The organism is Sporosarcina sp. A2 (assembly GCF_050858885.1).
Taxonomy (GTDB): domain Bacteria; phylum Bacillota; class Bacilli; order Bacillales_A; family Planococcaceae; genus Sporosarcina.
In genome coordinates, this window is record NZ_CP193898.1 from 185,504 (window position 1) to 206,213 (window position 20,710).

The 20,710-nt window shown below is 42.6% G+C and carries 18 protein-coding genes; 10 read left to right on the top strand and 8 right to left on the bottom strand.

The genetic code is table 11. The features are described from left to right. Position 1: 1 nt before the first annotated feature. From ACRPI0_RS00860 to ACRPI0_RS00885, 6 genes are all read left to right on the top strand, one after another. Positions 2-1,753 carry a hydantoinase B/oxoprolinase family protein gene (locus ACRPI0_RS00860; protein WP_432354173.1) on the top strand — a complete coding sequence of 584 codons (1,752 nt, stop codon included), beginning with the start codon at positions 2-4 and terminating at the stop codon, positions 1,751-1,753. After that, positions 1,754-2,068, top strand: a complete 315-nt coding sequence (locus tag ACRPI0_RS00865) for a cupin domain-containing protein (protein WP_432354174.1) — start codon at positions 1,754-1,756, stop codon at positions 2,066-2,068. It abuts the gene before it with no gap. A gap of 51 nt (positions 2,069-2,119) precedes the next feature. After that, positions 2,120-3,436 carry a purine-cytosine permease family protein gene (locus tag ACRPI0_RS00870; protein WP_432354175.1) on the top strand — a complete coding sequence of 439 codons (1,317 nt, stop codon included), beginning with the start codon at positions 2,120-2,122 and terminating at the stop codon, positions 3,434-3,436. Between the two features lie 612 nt (positions 3,437-4,048). Next, positions 4,049-5,284 (top strand): threonine synthase, encoded by a 1,236-nt coding sequence (locus ACRPI0_RS00875; protein ID WP_432354176.1) that lies wholly within the window; start codon positions 4,049-4,051, stop codon positions 5,282-5,284. A gap of 104 nt (positions 5,285-5,388) precedes the next feature. Then, positions 5,389-6,618 carry a dicarboxylate/amino acid:cation symporter gene (locus ACRPI0_RS00880; protein ID WP_432354177.1) on the top strand — a complete coding sequence of 410 codons (1,230 nt, stop codon included), beginning with the start codon at positions 5,389-5,391 and terminating at the stop codon, positions 6,616-6,618. Between the two features lie 139 nt (positions 6,619-6,757). Then, positions 6,758-7,936 (top strand): YeiH family protein, encoded by a 1,179-nt coding sequence (locus ACRPI0_RS00885; RefSeq protein ID WP_432354179.1) that lies wholly within the window; start codon positions 6,758-6,760, stop codon positions 7,934-7,936. Between the two features lie 163 nt (positions 7,937-8,099). On the opposite strand, the gene ACRPI0_RS00890 is transcribed toward ACRPI0_RS00885, so the two are convergent. Continuing rightward, a complete protein-coding gene (locus tag ACRPI0_RS00890) occupies positions 8,100-9,017 on the bottom strand; it encodes an NADP-dependent oxidoreductase (RefSeq protein ID WP_432354181.1) in 918 nt (305 codons plus the stop codon). Between the two features lie 112 nt (positions 9,018-9,129). On the opposite strand from ACRPI0_RS00890, the gene ACRPI0_RS00895 reads away from it, so the two are divergent. Continuing rightward, positions 9,130-9,315: a DUF4177 domain-containing protein gene (locus tag ACRPI0_RS00895; RefSeq protein ID WP_432354182.1), complete on the top strand. Its 186-nt coding sequence runs from the start codon at positions 9,130-9,132 to the stop codon at positions 9,313-9,315. A 397-nt stretch (positions 9,316-9,712) separates the two neighbouring features. Here the strand turns inward: ACRPI0_RS00895 and ACRPI0_RS00900 are convergent, their stop codons facing one another. Genes ACRPI0_RS00900 through ACRPI0_RS00930 form a run of 7 tightly spaced genes read right to left on the bottom strand, consistent with a single transcriptional unit; the run spans position 9,713 to position 16,395 of the window. Beyond that, positions 9,713-11,008 (bottom strand): sodium:solute symporter family transporter, encoded by a 1,296-nt coding sequence (locus tag ACRPI0_RS00900; RefSeq protein ID WP_432354184.1) that lies wholly within the window; start codon positions 11,006-11,008, stop codon positions 9,713-9,715. Continuing rightward, positions 11,005-11,715, bottom strand: a complete 711-nt coding sequence (locus ACRPI0_RS00905) for a response regulator transcription factor (RefSeq protein ID WP_432354185.1) — start codon at positions 11,713-11,715, stop codon at positions 11,005-11,007. Before ACRPI0_RS00905 ends, ACRPI0_RS00900 begins: the two co-directional genes overlap by 4 nt. 15 nt (positions 11,716-11,730) lie before the next feature. After that, entirely contained in the window at positions 11,731-12,492 is a 762-nt protein-coding gene (locus ACRPI0_RS00910) for a sensor histidine kinase (RefSeq protein WP_432354186.1), read from the bottom strand. 49 nt (positions 12,493-12,541) lie between these two features. Beyond that, positions 12,542-13,537 carry an ABC transporter ATP-binding protein gene (locus ACRPI0_RS00915; RefSeq protein ID WP_432354187.1) on the bottom strand — a complete coding sequence of 332 codons (996 nt, stop codon included), beginning with the start codon at positions 13,535-13,537 and terminating at the stop codon, positions 12,542-12,544. Then, a complete protein-coding gene (locus tag ACRPI0_RS00920) occupies positions 13,528-14,544 on the bottom strand; it encodes an ABC transporter ATP-binding protein (protein ID WP_432354188.1) in 1,017 nt (338 codons plus the stop codon). Before ACRPI0_RS00920 ends, ACRPI0_RS00915 begins: the two co-directional genes overlap by 10 nt. Positions 14,545-14,558: 14 nt before the next feature. Next, complete coding sequence (gene nikB / locus ACRPI0_RS00925; RefSeq protein WP_432354189.1) at positions 14,559-15,479, bottom strand: nickel ABC transporter permease; 921 nt, start codon at positions 15,477-15,479, stop codon at positions 14,559-14,561. A 13-nt stretch (positions 15,480-15,492) separates the two neighbouring features. Further along, positions 15,493-16,395 (bottom strand): ABC transporter permease, encoded by a 903-nt coding sequence (locus tag ACRPI0_RS00930; RefSeq protein ID WP_432354190.1) that lies wholly within the window; start codon positions 16,393-16,395, stop codon positions 15,493-15,495. A 189-nt stretch (positions 16,396-16,584) separates the two neighbouring features. On the opposite strand from ACRPI0_RS00930, the gene ACRPI0_RS00935 reads away from it, so the two are divergent. The 3 genes from ACRPI0_RS00935 (at position 16,585) to ACRPI0_RS00945 (ending at position 20,699) form a co-directional block, all read left to right on the top strand. Next, positions 16,585-18,162: a glutathione ABC transporter substrate-binding protein gene (locus ACRPI0_RS00935; RefSeq protein ID WP_432354191.1), complete on the top strand. Its 1,578-nt coding sequence runs from the start codon at positions 16,585-16,587 to the stop codon at positions 18,160-18,162. 61 nt (positions 18,163-18,223) lie between these two features. Further along, the gene (locus ACRPI0_RS00940) at positions 18,224-19,480 is read left to right on the top strand and encodes an amidohydrolase (RefSeq protein WP_432354192.1); all 1,257 of its coding nucleotides are present in this window, start codon (positions 18,224-18,226) and stop codon (positions 19,478-19,480) included. Further along, positions 19,473-20,699: an amidohydrolase gene (locus ACRPI0_RS00945; protein WP_432354193.1), complete on the top strand. Its 1,227-nt coding sequence runs from the start codon at positions 19,473-19,475 to the stop codon at positions 20,697-20,699. The genes ACRPI0_RS00940 and ACRPI0_RS00945 overlap by 8 nt, the downstream gene beginning before the upstream one ends. Positions 20,700-20,710 lie beyond the last annotated feature (11 nt).

A 20,710-nucleotide genomic window follows, 5' to 3' on the forward strand; every position in this document is an offset into this window, starting at 1 on the left:
TATGACGCATACGACAACACTAGATCCATTTACACTCGAAATCGTTAAAGATTCGTTACTCGCAACAGGAGATGAGATGTTTGTGGCTCTCGCAAGAACTTCGATGAGTCCGATTATATACGAAGTATTGGACTATGCGAGTGGGCTAACTGATGCAAAAGGAAATCTACTTACTCAAGGGAATGGTGTGACAGGTTTCATCGGAATGCTGACGTTCATGGTAAAGGAAACACTATCTAAATACCCTGGAGATCAGCTAAAAGAAGGCGACATTATTATTATTAACGATCCTTATCAAGGTGGAGGTTCTCACCTATCTGACGTTGGTTTGGTCATGCCAATCTTTGTGGACGGCGAACTGATTGCATTCTCTGCAAATAAGGCGCACTGGACAGAGGTTGGAGGAAAAGATCCGGGTTCGTTTACGAATGACTCTGTGGATATCTTCCAAGAAGGAATCCAATTCTCGTGTTTGAAGCTTTACGACGAAGGAAAATTGAACGATGTTCTCATTGAAATTATACGCTCGAATGTCCGCTTCCCTGAGTTATCACTCGGAGATATGTGGGCACAGGTTGCAGCGCTAAAAACAGGCAATCGTCGAATAAACGAACTTTGTAAGAAGCATACGACTGAAACGATTCTTGCAGCTATTGAGTATTTGCTTGATCATGGTGAAACGCTAGCACGTGAGGAACTGAAAAAGCTCCCTAAAGGTGACTTTTATGCAGAAGATTTTATTGATACGGATGGAATCGGAAATGGACCCTTCCCAATTAAAGTGAAAGTAACGATTACGGATGATGAATTCATTTGTGATTTCCGTGGTAGCTCACCACAAGTACCGGGTCCAATGAATTGCTCGAAAACTGGACTAACGTCTGCTGTACGTGCGATTTTCTTAGCGATTACCAATCCTGAACAAGACGTAAATGACGGGGTATTTAGACCGCTCCGAATTCTAACAGATAAGAAATCTATCATGTCTGCAGAACGTCCAGTTCCAGTATCGAACTATTTTGAGACGTTGCTTGGGAGTTTGGACTTAGTTTGGAAAGCGATGGCACCTTATCTGCCTGAACGGTTGAACGCGGGTCATTTCTTATCTGTTTGTGCAGTTACGCTCTCAGGAAAGCATCAGGATACCGAAGATTCGTTCCTAATTGTAGAACCATCTGTCGGAGGCTGGGGCGCATCGAATCGAAATGATGGCGCATCGGGACAATTCTGTATGGGCGATGGAGAAACGTATAACGTTCCAGTGGAAGTAGCTGAAACTCGATACGGGGTTATGTTAGATGAATATAGCTTGCGGGAAGATGGAAATGGTTCTGGAGCAGGAGAGTTTGTCGGAGGAAAAGGCGTTACTCGTTCGTATCGAGCAATGACGGACGCTCAACAGGTCACCGTCACGTACGGCCGTAACAAGTTTTTTCCTTGGGGAATTAGTGGAGGGCATGACGGTTCGCCGAACGAATTCTTCGTAGACAAAGCAGATGGAACAATAGACGGACCCTTTGGTGTGTATCCGAGATACCCACTAAATACAGGTGACGTTGTAAGACTCGTTACAGGTACGGGTGGAGGATATGGTAATCCATTACGTCGCGATGCTGCACAAGTTGCGAAAGACGTAAGGAACGGTTATTTCACACTAGAAGAAGCACGTGTAGTTTTCGGAGTAGAAGTCGATTCGGAAACATTTGACTATAAAGAGTTAGCGACTAGAAAAAACGAAAAGGAGATGAATTAAATGAAAAAGACAGCAGCGCAAGACACACAGGAGATTGTACAAAATCTGTTTCATGATCAATTCACAAACGCGGAAGTGAAATTCGGGTATGTGTCGATTCCAGCTGGAGAACGGTTGCCGAGTGAAGGCACAACTTTCCATGAAGAACAGGAATATTCTTTCATCACAAAAGGGAATTTAATTGGTGAATCTGGAGGCGTTCCGTTTGAAATGAAGTCAGGGGAAGCTTCGTTCATTCCTGCTGGAGAAATGCATTGGTGTATGAACAAAGGCGAAGAATCTGTTGAGTTAGTATTTGCATTAGTAAAAGCATAAATTGTCCGTTAGCGATGAGCTGGGGAGTAGACAATCATAAGGGGTGAGCCGATGGACGGTAAAAAGGGTAATAAGAAAGAGCATAACGATATACTTAGCCAGGACAACGCATTGGCTCCTGTGCCTGAAAACCAGCGTCAGCATTGGCTAACACCTACAGTCATATTTGGAGGGTTGGAATTCACAATTCCAGTTCTCATGGTAGGTGCATCTTTAACTGCAAGCTTCGGAATGACTAAGATTCTCTTTATATTGATTGTTGCGTTGTTCGGTTTCCAATGGGTTGGGAATACGTTACAAGGGTACATTGGCGCTAAAACAGGACGCTCGTCTTCCGTAATTGCGAAGTCTAGTTTCGGAACTGTACAAGCCCGCTTTATTGTTGGATTTACAATTTTTATCGTATCTCTCGGATGGTGGGCATTGCAAACAGCTGTTGCAGGAAATGCGATGTCAGCGATGTTTGGCATTGACTATCAAACGAATTGGATTGGCTGGGCACTCGTTACGACAGTAGCAGGACTCCTGTTCGCACTTCCTTCAATCATTGGGTATAACTCGATGAAATGGACGGATTATTTAGCGGTTCCTTCAGGATTGCTTCTGATTGTTGGAGGAATATATTTGACGCTGAAAAACACTGGATTGCATAAAATAATGGAGTGGAATCCTGAACCAAGCATGACGATTTTAGCGGGTATCAGTTTAGTTATTGGCGTGAACGTATCCCAGTGGGTAATCGCATCCGATTATACGCGCTATGCGAAACCGGTTTGGAGAGATAACTGGATCATTCCGAGCGGGATTGCGGTTATTGGATTCCCATTGTTCATCGTAGGGGCAATTATGTCCGTAGGTGTTGGGGACGCAGATATTGTCAATGTCATGATGAATTTAGGATTTCCATTTTGGGGCTTCTTAATATTGTGGCTTGCAACATGGACGTCGCAGCTCGTAAATAACTACAGTATGGGATTAGCACTTGCAAATCTATTGAACGTGAATTCCGGCAGAGGGCGTGCACTGTTAACGTTAGTTGGAACGATTCTAGCGATTATTGTTGCACTTGCGGGCATTCTTCAATACTTCGAAGACTTCTTATACTTAACAGCACTTTTATATCCAGCAATTGCAGGCGTTATGATGGGTGACTTCTTCGTGATTCGTAAGCAAAAGTGGGTAGAAGTGCCAGGTTGGAACTGGATGGCAACGATTGCCGTTGCAGCAGGTGTTGTGATTGGATACTTAACGCAATACGTGTATCCGATGGGACTTCCAGCAGTTCAATCCCTTGTTGCTTCAATTCTTATGTATGTGATTGCGATGAAATTGAAGAAGAAGTACGCGCCTGATCAGTTTACGGAGTAATCGAGTAGGGGAGGAAATTCGGTAAGTTGTGGAATCGGTGTACTTGCGTTGTCGGACAAATGTAGGCGATTGTCCGACAGCGGGAGTGGTTTCTCCGACAGTTGTCCTAGTTTCTCCATCACAGCGAGGAATTTCTCCGACATTTAGCGAAGTTTCTCGATAAAGGAGCACAATTCATCTGCTTTAAGGGATTAATTGGTAGCGTTTCGCTTGTTTAGAGAGCGTAGATGCGCAATATGGTGAATGAAAAATGAATAGAATCGATTATTGCGAAGGCCCTCTAATGAAGATAATTAGAGGGTTTTTTGCGTTTTATAAATACCGAACCACCATTGTGAATTAAATAGAAGCACAATAAACCTTACAACAACCACTTTATATCAAAATAGCTTTTATCATTTGGCGACTCCTAACGATTTTTCTAATAATTTTCCTCGTAAGATGAAGTAAGACGAGCAATGCTACGAATGATATCTGCCGCTGATACTAGTATGTGATATATCTGAATGACCTGACATATATTATTCAACAGTTAATGATTGCAACTTATGCGGAATCATTGTAACTGGGGAATTTGAAACAGTAGGCGGTTAAAAGAAGGAGTGGAGTCGGTTGAAATTCAGTTATGTCTCGCATCTTCAATGTCCGAAGTGTAATAAGGAGTACAGTGCAGGAGTAGAACATCAATTATGTGAATGTGGTTCTCCATTGCTCGTCAATTACGATTTGGAAGAGTTACGCAACGTATTGAAACGTGAGGATCTTCTAAAGAGAAAACCAGACTTGTGGCGCTATAGGGAATTGCTTCCTGTCCAACGTGAAGAAAATGTCGTTACCCTAGGAGAGGGGATGACGCCTTTAATTCCGATGGAACGGTTGGGGGCAGACATGGGTATATCGAATTTGCATATGAAAGATGAAGGGATCATTCCTACAGGGACATTTAAAGCAAGAGGCGCTGCTGTGGGCGTGTCAATGGCTAAAGAATTGAATATCCATGAGCTGGCAATGCCGACCAATGGAAATGCTGGAGCTTCTTGGGCTCTCTATGCTGCACGAGGCGGGATTAAATCAACGATTGTCATGCCGGTGGATGCCCCTAAGATTACGAGAAATGAATGTGCGATTGCAGGTGCTAATCTTTACCTGGTTGATGGGTTAATTAGCGATGCGGGAAAAATTGTGGCGCAGACTGTACGTGACCAGGGATTGTTTGATGCGTCCACCCTAAAAGAACCTTATAGGATTGAAGGAAAGAAAACGATGGGCTATGAGATTGCTGAACAGATGAACTGGAAAGTACCTGATGTGATTTTATATCCGACGGGAGGGGGTGTCGGACTCATCGGTATCTATAAAGCATTAAAGGAACTGCAAACTCTTGAATGGATACCCCAAGGAAAGCTTCCTAGATTGGTCGCAGTTCAATCCGATGGATGTGCTCCAATCGTTAAGGCATGGAAGGAGGGCAAAAAAGAATCGGAGTTCTGGGAAGGCTCTGAAACAATAGCCTTTGGCATAAATGTACCGAAGGCGTTAGGGGACTTTTTAGTACTGGAATCGCTTTATGAAACAAATGGATGTGCTGTCGCAATAGATGATGAATCGATTTTGGAAGAACAAAAACAGATTGCGGAATTGGAGGGTGCTTTTGTTTGTCCGGAAGGTGCTTCGGCATTCGTAGCAGCACGCCAGTTACGCGAGGAGAATTGGATTAAAGAGGACGATGTGGTTGTCGTGCTAAACACAGGTGCGGGAATAAAATATCCAGATACTGTCGATTTTGAGCTTCCTACTTTACAGCCGGGGGAGTTAATCAATAAAGCGGAAGTTTTCATTGAAGAGTAGGGGTTATGAAGATTATTCGTTCACCGTATAAGGAGCGATCATGTTAATCATGATCACCTTATCAATTATTGCAAACGCTTACAATACTATATGGAAGGAGAGAAATGATGAAAATTAAAGGGAATTTGTTAATGCAAATCTTTATCGCTTTTGCAATTGCCATACTTCTAGGTGTTATCTTTGGACCGTCCATCGAGGTCATCAAGCCATTAGGTGATTTGTTCTTACGCCTCATTAAGTTCATTATCGCACCACTAATTTTAGCGTCGTTAGTTGTAGGTGTTGCGAGTACAGGGGACCCGAAACAGTTAGGCCGGATCGGTGTTAAGACAATTTCTTATTACCTGGTGACGAGTGCGATAGCAGTTATGATCGGTTTAGCATTTGCATATGTTATCTCGCCAGGTAAAGGCGTGAATGTGAGTGTGCCCGAAGCTGCGGCTCAGGTCAATGAAACAGATGGGGTGATTGCTACTTTACTGAACATCATTCCAGATAACCCGTTTACAGCGTTAGCCTCAGGAAATATCTTGCAGATTATCTTCTTTGCAATTTTCATAGGCCTAGCTATCACGTTGGTAGGTGAAAAAGCACAACCTGTCTACAAGTTCTTTGAGGGCTTTGCAGAAATCATGTATAAAATAACAGGAATCGTTATGTGGGTTGCTCCGATAGGGATTTTAGGTCTTGTTGCACCAGTCGTTGGGGAATATGGGATAGCCGTATTAATGCCCCTTTTGAAAGTGATTTTAGCGGTCGCGATTGCCTGCATCGTCCACGTGATTTTCGTTTACTCGATGGCAGTTAAAAAGTTTGCGAAGATGAGCCCGATAAAGTTCTTTAAAGGAATGGCTCCAGCGGCTGTCGTCGCTTTCAGTACGTGCAGCAGCGCGGGAACATTGCCCGTCACGTTGAAAAACACGCAAGAAAGTTTAGGAGTCTCAAAGAAGATAAGCAGTTTCGTCCTCCCGCTTGGCGCGACTATCAATATGGATGGTACGGCAATCTATCAAGGGGTGGCTGTTGTATTCATTGCACAATTCTACGGGTTGGAGTTATCGTTTCTACAATTATTGACCGTAGTACTTACGGCTGTGTTAGCATCGATTGGTGCTGCTGGAGTACCAGGCGCGGGTGTAATTATGCTGGCGATGGTGTTGACTTCCGTGAACATGCCGTTGGAAGGAATTGCATTAATCGCCGGAATTGATCGGATTCTAGACATGTTCCGCACGACTGTAAACATCCTGGGTGATGCTTCAGCGGCTGTTGTTGTTGCAGCAACGGAAGATGAGTTATGGGTCGATGAATCGAAAGAAGTACAACAAAGCTAACTGGATGATTTCCATTAAATTTTGCAAACAAAAAATTTTTTCAACTGCCCGCAAAGAGGAATGGTCAATTCCCCTTTGCGGGTGAATTGATCTCTGATATGGTAATGATGAAGTACACGACGAGCGAAGGGAAGATTACATGAGAAAAACGAATGAAAGTTATGAGGTAGATACCGCCAATCGCATTCGTAGATTAGTTGTACGAGTCATGCCAGGGATATTGTTATGTTTACTTGTGACACTTGTAGGGATTTATGCAGCGGACGTGATTGGTAAGTTGATTGTTGCTCTGAATTTATTGCCGGAAGGAAGCGCAAGTCCGGTGTCTGGAATATTTGTCGCGATTATAATTGGAATCATCATTAGAAATACTGTTGGATTACATATTGTCTTCATGGAAGGAGTAGCGTATTCAGTCAAATACGCATTGCGGGCTGGAATCATTTTACTCGGACTACGTTTAAGTTTGACGGAAGCATTGAAGCTTGGTGCATGGGGACTTCCACTCATTATTGCATGTATCTCTTCAGGATTGCTCGTCACTCTTTACTTTACGAAAAAAATGAATCAATCGAATCGGCTAGGGACGTTAATTGCTTGTGGTACAGGAATCTGTGGAGTCACTGCAATTATGGCTGTTTCTCCAGTCGTTAAAGCAAAAGATGATGAAATCTCCTATGCTGTCGCCAATATTACGATTTTTGGATTGGTCGGTATGCTACTGTACCCCTACTTGGCCAATATCTTTTTTGCAGGAGACCCCATTAAAATAGGGTTGTTTCTAGGAACAGCGATTCACGATACTGCGCAGGTTACGGGTTCAGCACTTATTTATAGTCAAATGTACGATATGCAAAAGGTGGTAGACGTCGCTACAGTTACAAAGCTGACACGGAATTTGTTTATCATAGCTGTCATTCCGCTTATTTCGTACTTCTTCTTTAAAGGAGCGGGCAGTAAGGAAGATGGCACGGAATATAGCATTCCAAAGTGGTATAAGCTAATTCCTGTATTCGTAATCGGATTTTTAGCACTGGCATTAGTCAGAACGATTGGGGATTGGACGGTAGCGAAGAGTGGTTCAGCATTCGGCTTTCTGACACTATCGACATGGGAAGGATTCTACAATTCTTGGAGTTCATTCGGCTCGAAGTACATGCTTGGATTGGCGATGGCCGGCGTTGGATTATCGACGAATTTTAAAGTCTTTAAAGGATTGGGGATCAAACCGTTCTATATCGGGTTAATTGCCGCTGTGTCAGTAGGACTCGTGAGTTTGGTGCTAATTTCATTCTTCGGTCACTTGATTGTTATCTGATGTATAAAATGTCTTATAGCGAGCGATGGAAACTTGGCATATGAATGAGCTGTCTTTACTTCCAAGGTATTGAAACAGTTAAGAATGAAAAATTAAAAGTGAAGGCTACCAACTTTTAGAACGCATGAGAAAACCCCCTATATATGCAAATAGGGGGTTAATTTCATTCCATCTTCAATACTAACTTTCCGCGCGCATGACGAGTTTGTGTTTTTTGAAGGGCTTCGAGTGCTTGGTCGAATGGATAGACTTCTTCGATGACAAGCTGGTACGTCCCCGATGCAATTTGCTCGATCAGATCATGGAGTTCGTTTCGTACATCTGCTTTATGAGGGACGAATGCAGCTGTGATGCCACGTTCTGGCTCGATTCGGTCGCCTGAAATGGTGATGACAGTACCGCCGTCTTTGACGATATGCATGCTCTCGGTTCCAGTTCCTGGCTGGATGGCAATCGCTGCATCGACTCCGTTTGGCATCCATTTTCGTACTTCATTTGCCCAGTTTGGATCGCGATAGTCTACGGTTTTATCAGCACCGAGTGACTTCATGTAGTCATGATTTTTAGGAGAAGCGGATCCAGCGACGACCCAGCCACGTGCTTTTGCGAATTGAATAGCGAAGGTGCCGATTGCACCAGATGCTCCCGCTATGAATACAGAATCTCCGGAATTCAGATGGAGCGCAGTGAGCGCACGAAGTACGGTGTTGCCAGCTACTAGAACTGCAGCGGCTTCTGTAAAGTCCATGTTCTCAGGTATGGATAAAATCAGCGAATCTTTATGAACGGCTGCGAATTCCGCCCAGGTTCCGCCTTTCAGTTGCATCATGCTGATAAAAGCGATTCGCTCTCCTTTTTTAAACTGCGTGACGCGACTTCCTATTTCTTCTACAATTCCAGATGCTTCAATTCCGATTACATACGGATAGTCGATTTCTTGAGGGAGGAAGTACGAATCGTGAATGCCAACGCCGACTGCCTTCACTTGAACGAGTAATTCATCCTCAGAAATGGTGGGGATCTTCACTTCTTCCAGCGCAATATCATCTGGCGCGGCACTTCGTTTTACAAATGCTTTCATACGTCGATACAACTCCTCTTTGAGTTTTTAGTGAATTCAGTATATCATAACGTTAATGGAGAAGGAGTACTTGTTGCTTGGTTTAGCAATTTGATGAAGGGGAGACGGTACGATGTATACCTATAAAGTCGTGACGATTAAAAGCAGTTGGAAAGGTACGCCTAAAGAAGACGAAGAAAGCGTCATGAATGATTTGGCTGCTCAAGGGTGGCGTTTGCATTCCATTATCCCATTCTCGACGACTACTGGTGGAACGACAGATTTGAAGCTTGTATTTGAAAGAGAAGCAATTATGTGATGAAGGTACATTTAGCTTATGAGAGAGTGCGTTTATAAGTCCAATAGCAAGTTTAAATAGAAGACAATCTCAGTCGCATTTGAGCGGCTGGGATTTTTTGCGTTTGTTGATCAAGTAGTGGAGATTGTCCGACATGGAGAGTGATTTCTCCGACAGAGGTGGGTATTTCTCAATCACAACAGCTATTTCTCCGACACTCAGCGGAGTTTCTCGATAACGGGGCACAATTCAAGGGATTGATTGGAGCACTTCTCAAATAGAGATTTAGGAGACTTATGCTTTTCGGCGATAAATAGGATGTGGAGTCGTCATGTAAGCTAACATGCGTATAAAAGAGACTCACTTCAAGTGTACGAAGTGAGTCTCTTTTATACGGGTAATTATCAACTCACGTCGGTCAATACAATTCACGTTCAGCAAACAACATGGATACGAAAGAGAAGATTAATGAGATCAGAAAGCTTACCCATATAGATAGAAGAGGTCCAGTACTTACCGGAAAGAGATAGACACTGGCTGCACCTATTGGCACAGCGTAAGGCAACAGTCGAGATAGTCTTCTTTTTGAAAGTGTGATGAATAACATGACCGGAATTATAGATGCATAAAGGGAGCCGAAGAAAAATAGAAACTCGAGTGCATCGTAGTTGAAAAACAGAGATATCAAAAGTAAAACGAACAATAGAATACCGGAAAATAAATAGGAAGCTTTGTATAGCTGCACATCGCTCATATTTGGCTTTAGCTTACTAAAAATGTGTCTGACAAAGTGAATCGTTGTCGCATGAAGTTCAGCGTTTGCTGTGCTAGAAATTGCACTGAAACAAAACAGAAAAAAGATGGAGGATAACAAAATAGGTTCAATTTTCTTAACCAGTTCAAACAGTAGTGAGTAAGTTTCTACGAATGACTGATCATAGATGACAATCATCAGCATCCCGCCGAGAGCTAAAGGGATGGTGCTCCAAACTAAAGCGGTTAAATAGAAGCTCATTCTCACTTTTTTTATATCAATTATATAGAGACGCTGCCAGGTTGCTCGATCAGAAATCATCTGCCCGAATCCAATAAGCATTGCTGTTGCGGCTAAATAGGCAGCTTCTTTATTGTTTATATACAATAAATAGGGATGTAATAAGCGGATGCCATTGTAGATATTAGAGGCTCCTTCACTTATGAAGAAAAACATAGGGATAAAAATAATAGCGCTAAAAGTAAAAAGTAAGGCAGGACCTTCTAGTCGATGAATCCATTTCATGCCTCCGAAGCCTGCGACTAAAAATGTATAGATGAAAAATAGGAACAGTGACAACCAAATAGGAATTCCTAGAAGTAACTCAAATAGAACAGACGCACCTACTGCTTGCATGAATAGCGAATCCAGTCCGAGAAAGAGAACGATAGAGGACATGAGGTAATATCCATCTTTACGGAGACGCGTTTGAAACAAGTCTCCGATAGTTAGCAAATCAGGAAAAGAAGTACGAATTCGAACGGAAATCAAGCCAAACAAAAAAAGTGCGAATGCTCCCATGAATGAGTAACTGATGCTTCCAACTAACCCATATTTCACGAGAGCTTCTGGTGAAGATAGGATTGTATTCGCGGTTATCCAACGTGCGAGTAACGAAATAATGGCTGTTGAAAATCCAAGTGTGATGGCCCCAGTGATGTAATAGGAATACTGCTTCATTGTAGGCCAGCTCGATGTGTCTGTTCAACTTGAACACGATAGGCGCTCGGCGTCATCCCGAAATTTTTGCGGAATAGAGAACTAAAGTAATGCTGACTATTGAATCCCGTATGATCTGCGACCGCAGATATACTTGCATCAGGCTCGTTTTCTAACATCTTTTTAGCCATTTCGAGTCGATAGGAATTTAGATAATCTGCGAACCCAATTCCCATTTCTTCAAGAAACTTTTTACTTAGATAGGTAGGACTCAAATGTATTTGAGCAGCCACCGTAGACAATGGAAGCTTTTCAGCATAATCTTGATGAATTATGTGGATAGCTTGCTGTATTGAATCAGATTTGGCATTCCATTTATGATATTTCTGAAGTGTTTCGATAAGTTCGCTTTCGATAATTGGCTTTGTAATATAGTCGCTTACGCCAATTCGTATCGATTTCTGTGCATATTCAAATGACTGAAAAGCAGTAACCATAATGATGTCTAATTCATAGAGTGCCTTTAGATCCATGCCGAGTGTTAATCCATCTTTTCCAGGCATTTGGATATCTAAAAATGCGATAGAAAATCGGTGTGTGTTGGCTAGTGCTAATGCTGTGGTGGCATCAGTAGCTTTGTAGAAAGTCCAATAGGGGAAATGAGGTTTCATTAAATACTCAAGCTGCTCTAGCTCCAAGACTTCATCGTCAACTAGTAGAATGTACATGTATGTACTCCTTTCTTACGCAGTTCCATTATCTATAAAAGGAATGATCATCCGTGCACAAGTTTCTTCCCCTACATAAGACATATCAAAAAGGGCAACAGATTCAGGGAAGAGAAGTCTTAGCCGTTCGCGAATATTAGCTACACCCAATCCGTCTTCGCGAAGAAAGTCCTCATCGTCATCTAACGACTGTTGGAGGTGGGTATTCCATACTTCTACATTCAATTGGTCCATCTTACAGTAGATGATAATTTTAAGTTTAGCGGGACCAGGGAACTTTTCAAAAGCATGTTTGAAGGTGTTCTCTACCATTGTTTGAAGTACGAATGGTGGAATATACGCATACTTTGCTTCTTGCGCAATCGTTTGTTCGATTTGTACACGTTGCCCAAATCGAATTTGTTGAATCTCAAGATAACTGTTTGTATAGGCTAACTCGTCCATTATGGGGACGAGTGTTTCTGTAGTTTGATAATTGTATCTCATGAATTTAGACATGACTTCGAGACTAGAAATCAGCTCTTTTTTTCTGTCCAATCTCGCAAGGCTCAACATCGTGTTTAAGGTGTTGAAGAAAAAGTGGGGTTTGATGCGTTGGTTAAGCTGATAGTATTGGGCATACTGCAATTCTTTTTCAAGTTCAGATTTACTGGCGAGGTGCTGGAGAAAGTCAAACTTACTCTCGAAAATTGTAATGAATGCAAGTGTAAAAGCCCCTGCAAGAGGAGCTAGTATACATAATAATACATATAATGAAAAGGTATCGATGGACAGCATTCGCATAACCTCCAGCGGAAGTTGAGTTGTTCTTATTCTAACAGAGGAATTACGAGTTGAGTAAACTTTCTGCATAATGACAAGCGACGGAATGAGTCTCAGTTAACTTTCGAAGCAGAGGTTCTTCTGCCTTACAGTGATCAGTCGCAAAAGGACAACGTGTATGGAAACGACACCCTGTTGGTGGATCTATAGGCGAAGGGACATCTCCCTTTAACAGGATACGCGTTTGCTTATGCTGTTCATCAATTGATGGAATTGCCGACAAAAGAGCCTTTGTATATGGATGACTCGGGGAGTCGAAGAGTGAGTTTTTGTCAGCAATCTCAACGATTTTTCCTAAATACATCACAATTACCCGATCGGATATGTGTCGGACAACACTTAAATCGTGAGAAATAAATAAAAACGTCAAGTCCATAGTGCGTTGCATACCTTTTAATAAATTAATAATCTGGGCTTGAATGGAAACGTCGAGTGCAGAAACGGCTTCGTCACAAATAATCACTTTAGGGTTCACACAAAGAGCGCGAGCAATTCCAATTCGTTGGCGCTGTCCCCCGGAAAACTCATGTGGATAGCGCTCTAAATACTCGGGACGTAGACCGACAAGTGACATAAGTTCAAGAAGACGAGCTTCCATTTGTTCTTTTGGCATAACTTTTTGGATTGTCATAGCTTCCTGAAGCATCTTTCTGATAGTCTGTCGCGGATTTAATGAGGCGTATGGATCTTGAAAGATGACTTGAATATCCCCACGCATATTTCGCAACTCTTTTTTTGTTAGTTTTGTCATAGAAGCTCCATTGAAACGAATTTCACCCTCTGTCGGTTCATCCAGACGGAGAATAGATCGCCCAGTCGTTGACTTCCCGCATCCGGATTCTCCTACAATACTAAGTGTTTCACCTGGATAAAGAGCGAAGGAGATATCGTCTACAGCTTTGACAGTCTGTTTAGGTGAGAATAGAGATTCTTTTTTTAGCGGGAAATACTGTTTTAAACGGTTTACTTCAAGAATAGGCGTCTTTTTCGTTACGGACATACGAGCTCCTCCTCTTCAATGGATTCCCACTTTTCTGTATACATGAAGCAACGTACTTTTGTATCTTCATTGTTCTGTACTAACAATTCAGGTGCTTCTTCACGACAAATGTCTCGCGCATGCTGGCATCGATCTGCAAAACGGCATCCAACGGGATAGTCATATGGAGAAGGGACAGACCCCTCTATTGTTTGAAGTTCCACTTGATTTTCATGGATATTGGGTAGTGAATTCAGCAAACCTTGAGTATAGGGATGCAAAGGTGTTTTAAAGAGGTCCTTTGCACTTCGGTGTTCTACAATTTGGCCAGCATACATGACAGCGACTTGATCACAAACTTCTGAGACAACGCCTAAATCGTGTGTAATGAAAATAATGCTCATTCCAATTTTACGTTGCAAGTCTTTCATCAGTTCTAATATTTGGGCTTGGATGGTTACATCGAGTGCCGTTGTAGGTTCGTCTGCAATAAGCACTTCAGGTGTACAGGCGAGTGCCATTGCAATCATCACACGCTGCCTCATCCCTCCGCTTAACTGGAAAGGCTCCTGTTTAGCCCGTTTTTCAGGAGAAGGGAGTCCGACCATTTCCAATAAATCAACAGCTTTTTGCCATGCCTGTTTCCTAGGCAGACGTTGGTGCAAGCGAATGGTTTCTGCAATTTGTTCTCCAACAGGAATAATTGGATTCAAGCTCGTCATCGGCTCCTGGAAGATCATCGATAGCTGGTTACCACGTACTTTTCGAAGCTCTTCGTCTTTCATCTTTACGATATCTTTATTGTTGAGTAAGATTTCACCTTCTACAATCTTACCTGGCGGAGACGGGATTAGGCGCAGGAGCGAGAGAGAAGTAATTGATTTACCGCATCCTGATTCCCCTACAATTCCGAGCGTCTCTCCTTTATGAAGTGTGAAATCTACACCATCCACCGCTTTCGCAACACCTTTTGAAGTAGTGAAATGCGTTTTCAAATTCTTTACTTGTAAAACGATATCTTTGCTCATTGGGAATCCTCCTTTTAGTTTAAGTCGATTCGTTTGTTAACAGCTCTGTAAAGGACATCAACTAATAAGTTGACGAAGACGAATACGAGAGAAGCGACGAGCACACCGCCTTGTACCATAGGTAAATCTCGTGTTCGAATAGAATCGACGATCATTCTTCCAAGTCCATTAATAGCGAATACAGATTCAACTAAAACAGTTCCACCAAGTAAACTACCGAACTGTAAACCGACGACTGTTATTACAGGAATCAATGCATTACGTAATGCATGTTTAGAGATCACGAAATACTCTTTTAAGCCTTTTGCACGTGCAGTTCGGATATAATCTTGCCCAATTACGTCTAGCATGCTGGAGCGAGTCATTCTAGCAACAATGGCTGCACCTCCGACGCCAAGTGTAATGGCAGGTAAGATAATATTTGCGGGTCCATCCCAGCCAGCTACAGGTAGCCAATGTAGTTTCACAGAGAAAAGATACATGAGTAGTAATCCAAGCCAAAAGCTTGGAAGTGAAATACCGAGTAACGCGATAACCATGACACTTACATCTCGGAATGAGTAAGGTTTCACAGCAGAGATGATTCCAGCAGTTAAACCGAGAACGACGGTGATGAGAATACTATAAAAAGCGAGTTCCATTGTTATTGGAAGTCTAAGCAATATTTCATCAAGTACAGGTTGTTTGTTTTTTAAAGAATTACCTAAATCCCCTTGAAATACATTTCCGACATAGGTGAGGTATTGTTCAGTAATGGGACGGTTTAGTCCCAAATCCTCCCGGTATTGTTCTATAGTTTCTTGCGATGCCCCTTCACCTGCTAAAATTGCGGCCGGATCACCTGGAACCATCTGCATGATGAGAAAAACGACAAGTGTAACACCTAATATGACGGGGATTATCTGCAAGAATCGCTTAGCAATAAATAGAATCATGAAGTGAGCCTCCTTATTTTTTTAATTTAGGATCGAGTGCATCCCTTAACCCGTCACCGAATAAATTGAAACCGAGTACGAGAATTGAAATCATTAATCCAGGGAAAATAGCCATATAGGGTGCGCTGAATAAGAAATCTCTACCACTTGAAAGCATTGCGCCCCATTCAGGAGATGGTGGCTGTGCACCTAGTCCAAGGAAGGACAACCCTGCAGCAGAAAGAATGGCTGTAGCGAGTCGCATAGAACCTTGAACAATGATAGGAGATAGGACGTTCGGAAGAATATGCTTAAAGATGATAGTGAAATCGTTTGCGCCAATTGTTCGGATGGCATCAATATACTCCAACTTTTTAACTTCCATCGTTGACCCTCTGACGATTCTTGCGAATAGTGGAATTGAGAAAACACCAACTGCAATTGTTACGTTTATGAGACCGGGTCCTAGTGCACTAATGATTGCTAGTGCTAGTAGAATTCCTGGGAAAGCGAGCATGACATCTAGAATCCGACTGACAATGGTGTCAACCCACTTTCCGTAGTAACCAGCGATAAGACCTAATGTGATACCGAAGAATGCTCCGAATAATACGGAAGCAAATCCAACACCTATAGATAATCGTGAACCGTATAAAATCCGACTGAAAATGTCACGACCTTTGTCGTCTGTTCCCATCCAGTGCTCTAATGACGGGGGAATCAGTTTGTCTTCTAATGAAATCGCGTACGGATCATAGGGGGCAACGATGGGAGCAATCAGCATCATTAGAAGATACACACCTATAATCATTGCTCCAACCATGGCTGCCTTATTTTGTGTCATTACGGTCTGAAATGACTTCCATCTCTCCTTACGAGTTTGTTGTCGCGCTCTCGCTAAATCGATGGATGTTGACGTAGTTACTTTTGAAGCCATTGGCCATTCCCTCCCTGCTTAGTCTGTTAAGAATAGTTCAAATGTAAAACTCTTATGTACGTCTGTAAATAGTAATCTTCTAAGTAGTTGAAATAGTTAAAAAGTTGAACAAAATAGTGAAAGTGATTTCCTCTCCAGTTTTATATAATCTGATTAGAACGACAAAGCGAATTGAAATGGGGGAGCACAATGAAGAGTTGGAAGAAGTTTCTTACAGTAGTATTAACAGGAGTGTTGCTTCTAATTTTGCAAGCTTGCTCAACGAGTGGCTCAAATTCAGAGGACAAGGCAAGTGCAGAAGGAGACAAAGGAAAATCAGAAGACGGAGGAACGTTAACGGTAGTGAGGCTATCGGATGCTACAGGATTGGATCCACATTTCATTACGGACATTCCTTCAGCAAACGTGATTCACGGAAAAGTCTACGAGACGCTCGTCCAGTTTGATAAAGATATGAACATTAAGCCCATGCTTTCAACAGAATGGAACCAAACAGATGACTTAACTTGGGAATTCACACTTGTAGAAAATGTAAAGTTCCACGATGGTACACCGTTTGATGCTGAGGCTGTAAAAAAGACGCTCGATCGAATTCTTGATCCGGCAACAGGTTCACCGCAACAGTCAAAGCTTGGTATGATTCAAGAAGTTATTGTTAAAGATCCAACGCACGTCACGCTCAAATTATCAGAACCATATGCACCATTGTTGTCAATCCTTGCGAGTAACGAAGGAAGTATCATTAGTCCGAAAGCAATTGACGAATCGGCAGAAAAACTTGCAATGCATCCAGTGGGGACTGGGCCGTTTGTTTTTGAATCTTGGAAGTCGGGTCAAGATATCACATTGGTGAAGAACAAAGACTATTGGGGAACGCCAGTAAAACTAGACAAAGTTGTCTTTAAAGTAGTTCCTGAAGATGCAACACGACTTGCAATGGTTGAACAAGGAGAAGCTCAAATTTCTGACCAAGTTCCGGTAACAGAAATCGACCGCATTGAAAACTCAGATACTCTCAATTTATATCGCACAGATGGTTTAGCTGTTGAGTATGTAGGATTCAACACAACAGCAGCACCATTTGATGATGTGAAGGTTAGACAGGCCGTGAGTTATGCGATTGAGCGCGAAGCAATTTTAAGTGGCGTTTATAATGATGTTGGAACACTTGCGAACGTAGCAATGAGTCCGAAAGTATTTGGCTACAGCAAAAACGTTAAAGCGTATCCATATGATGTTAATGAAGCGAAAAAACTCATGAAAGAAGCGGGACTGCAAGATGGAGTTTCTGTAAAATTGCTCACTAGCGATCGTAAAGAACGCATTAATATGGCGGAGGTTATCCAGTCACAGCTTAAAGGTATTGGTGTCAAAGTTGAGATTCAAGTAATGGAATATGGTGCATATATCGACGAGGTTGACAGTGGGAAACACCAAATGTTCATAGGCGGATGGGGAAATGCAACGGGCGATGGCGATTATAACCAATATAACCTGTTCCACTCGGATTCCGTTGGTTCACCAGGAAACCACTTCTATTATCAGAATCCTGAAATCGATAAATTGATTGAACAAGGCCGAGTAGAAATGGATCCTGGTAAACGTGAAGAAATTTATGAAGAAGCAATGCAACAAGAGATGGACGATGCCGTTTACGTTCCAATCCGTAACTACGAGCATCTTGCTGTCTATAATAATGATGTGAAAGACTTCTATTTGAACCCATCTAACTATTTAATTATCAACGAAACGACAGTTAGCAAATAAGATCTGAAGAGTAAGGTTGTAAGCCAGGGCCTTACTTTATCCTTTTGAAGGAGTGATGGAATTGACGACTTTGATGTTGAAGAATGTAATACTGGAAACCGGATTTCACTATGAAGGGAACCGAGTGACTGCTACAAAAACAGGTAGTTATGATGTTTTAGTAAAAGACGGTAAAGTTGAAAAGGTTGGTGAATCGCTTACGGATTCAGCAGATACGGTCATCGACGCTGGCGGAAATCTACTGATGCCATCTATGCGTGAAATGCATATTCATGTAGATAAAACCTATTTCGGTGGTCCATGGAAAGCGTGTATTCCGATAACGAATGGCATTGTTACTCGTATAGAAGAGGAAGAGAAACTGTTACCACGACAGCTTCCAGTTGCATTGCAACGTGCAGAGAAAATGATTGAATGGTTATTGTCTCAAGGGCATACGCACATTCGATCTCATTGTAATGTCGATCCTCAAATTGGAACGAAGCACATTGAAGTTACGTTGGAAGCATTTGCGAAATTCGAAGGTATGTTGACGTATGATATCGTCGCTTTTCCGCAACACGGCTTATTACGCTCGAATTCTGAAGCGTTAATGAGAGAAGCGATGCGTAAAGGGGCTACGTTAGTTGGTGGAGTCGATCCCGCTACGATTGATCGGGATATTGAGCGTTCACTTGCAACAACGATGGATATCGCAACGGAATCTGGTAAGGGATTGGATATACATATCCATGACGGAGATTCTCTTGGAGCTTTTGAGTTTAAAAAGTTGGCTGAACTTGCAATTCAAGCAGGAAAAGTTGGGCAAACGACAATCAGTCATGCCATTGCACTCGGCGATTTAAAAGGGGCTGAGCTGGAACAAATGACATCGATTTTACGTGAAGCAAAAATCGATGTCACAACAACAATTCCAACGAATCGTCCAACAATTCCTGTCCAATATTTGCAGAAGAATGGTGTTAATGTATCCCTCGGACATGATAGTCTGACAGACCATTGGTCACCTTATGGAACGGGAGATACGATTGAAAAATTATCCACTCTTGCAGAACGATTCCGGTTTATGGATGAATATTCGTTGAATCGTACTTGGCAATACGCAACGGGTGGAATTATGCCACTAGATGACGACGGGAATTCAGTCTGGCCGAAAGTCGGAGATGACGCAAACTTCCTGCTAATCGATGCAGTTTGCTCAGCGCAGGCGGTGGCACGCCGGAAGCCAATTACTCGAGTTATTTTCCAAGGGAATGTAGTGTCTGAAAATGGAATCGTACGGAATGGTTTGCAGATAGGGGGCGCTAAACGTGACTGAAACGACGTGGCTTGTAAATGTTAAGTTAGAGACAGGAAATCGAATGATGGATAGTGGAGCGGTTGAAACCGAGACAGCGTTGCATACATTGAAAGTTGTGGATGGGGTAATTGAAGAAATTCATGATGCCAGAAGTCCTGTCCAAATAGATGGAAAACAGCTTGATATGAAAGGAAAGCTAGCGATACCTCCTCTTAAAGAAATGCACAATCATTTGGACAAAACTTATATGACGTTGGACTGGAAAGCAGTTACGCCAGTGACTAATTTGAAAGAACGTTTGGCGCATGAGGCAGCGGAGCTTACTGAATTGGCGAGTTCAACAGAGCAACGTGCAAAGAAAATGATTGAGACACTTCTTGGCTACGGCGTGACACATATCCGTACGCACGTGAATATCGATCCTTATATTGGCTTGAAAAACTTAGAAGGTGTAAAAGCCGCACTTAAAGCGTATGAAGGAATTGTGACACATGAAATCGTAGCATTCCCGCAACATGGATTGCTTCGTGATGATGTGCCCGCGCTAATGCGTGAAGCGATGCGAAGTGGAGCGACAATCGTTGGTGGACTGGATCCAGCTGGAATTGATCAATCGATTGAAAGCTCTCTTCACGAAGTGATGAACATTGCGACAGAATTTGACGCAGACGTCGATATCCATCTACATGACGGTGGAATGGTTGGCTATTACACGTCCGATAAGTGGATTGATATCGTTGAGGATGCTGGATATCGAGGACGAACAGCGTTAAGTCATTCATTCTGCCTTGGGGATGTTGCAATTGGGCAGCAAGTAAAGATTGCGGAGCGTCTAGCTGCACAGGACGTCGCAATTATGTCAACAGTTCCGATTAACTTGAACAGAACGTTGCCACCTATCCAATTGTTGGATGACCATGGCGTTCGTGTGCAGTTCGGCTGTGATGGCTTTTATGACTCTTGGAGTCCGTATGGAACAGGCGATGTGTTAGAGAAAGTGACTCGTTTCGGAGAGCTTTCCCGTAAAATTGAGGAAATTCCATTGCGTCAATCATTACGGTTTGCAACAAACGGCGTAACACCCTTAAATGCAGAGGGCGAACGCGTGTGGCCGCTAGTGAAAGATAAAGCGGACTTTGTATTCTTTGATGCTGCATCGACTGCGGAAGTAGTCGCAAGGAAGCCAGTTAACCGCTTGGTAATGGTAAAAGGCGAACTAGTAACTCCAGCAATGTAAGTAGTTAAGGA

What these genes read in the sequence shown, in the direction of transcription:
- ACRPI0_RS00860 (WP_432354173.1), top strand. Translation starts at nt 2, where the DNA reads ATGACGCATACGACAACACTAGATCCATTTACACTCGAAATCGTTAAA.
- ACRPI0_RS00865 (WP_432354174.1), top strand. Translation starts at nt 1,754, where the DNA reads ATGAAAAAGACAGCAGCGCAAGACACACAGGAGATTGTACAAAATCTG.
- ACRPI0_RS00870 (WP_432354175.1), top strand. Translation starts at nt 2,120, where the DNA reads ATGGACGGTAAAAAGGGTAATAAGAAAGAGCATAACGATATACTTAGC.
- ACRPI0_RS00880 (WP_432354177.1), top strand. Translation starts at nt 5,389, where the DNA reads ATGATGAAAATTAAAGGGAATTTGTTAATGCAAATCTTTATCGCTTTT.
- ACRPI0_RS00885 (WP_432354179.1), top strand. Translation starts at nt 6,758, where the DNA reads ATGAGAAAAACGAATGAAAGTTATGAGGTAGATACCGCCAATCGCATT.
- ACRPI0_RS00890 (WP_432354181.1), bottom strand. Translation starts at nt 9,017, where the DNA reads ATGAAAGCATTTGTAAAACGAAGTGCCGCGCCAGATGATATTGCGCTG.
- ACRPI0_RS00895 (WP_432354182.1), top strand. Translation starts at nt 9,130, where the DNA reads ATGTATACCTATAAAGTCGTGACGATTAAAAGCAGTTGGAAAGGTACG.
- ACRPI0_RS00900 (WP_432354184.1), bottom strand. Translation starts at nt 11,008, where the DNA reads ATGAAGCAGTATTCCTATTACATCACTGGGGCCATCACACTTGGATTT.
- ACRPI0_RS00905 (WP_432354185.1), bottom strand. Translation starts at nt 11,715, where the DNA reads ATGTACATTCTACTAGTTGACGATGAAGTCTTGGAGCTAGAGCAGCTT.
- ACRPI0_RS00910 (WP_432354186.1), bottom strand. Translation starts at nt 12,492, where the DNA reads ATGCTGTCCATCGATACCTTTTCATTATATGTATTATTATGTATACTA.
- ACRPI0_RS00915 (WP_432354187.1), bottom strand. Translation starts at nt 13,537, where the DNA reads ATGTCCGTAACGAAAAAGACGCCTATTCTTGAAGTAAACCGTTTAAAA.
- ACRPI0_RS00920 (WP_432354188.1), bottom strand. Translation starts at nt 14,544, where the DNA reads ATGAGCAAAGATATCGTTTTACAAGTAAAGAATTTGAAAACGCATTTC.
- nikB (WP_432354189.1), bottom strand. Translation starts at nt 15,479, where the DNA reads ATGATTCTATTTATTGCTAAGCGATTCTTGCAGATAATCCCCGTCATA.
- ACRPI0_RS00930 (WP_432354190.1), bottom strand. Translation starts at nt 16,395, where the DNA reads ATGGCTTCAAAAGTAACTACGTCAACATCCATCGATTTAGCGAGAGCG.
- ACRPI0_RS00935 (WP_432354191.1), top strand. Translation starts at nt 16,585, where the DNA reads ATGAAGAGTTGGAAGAAGTTTCTTACAGTAGTATTAACAGGAGTGTTG.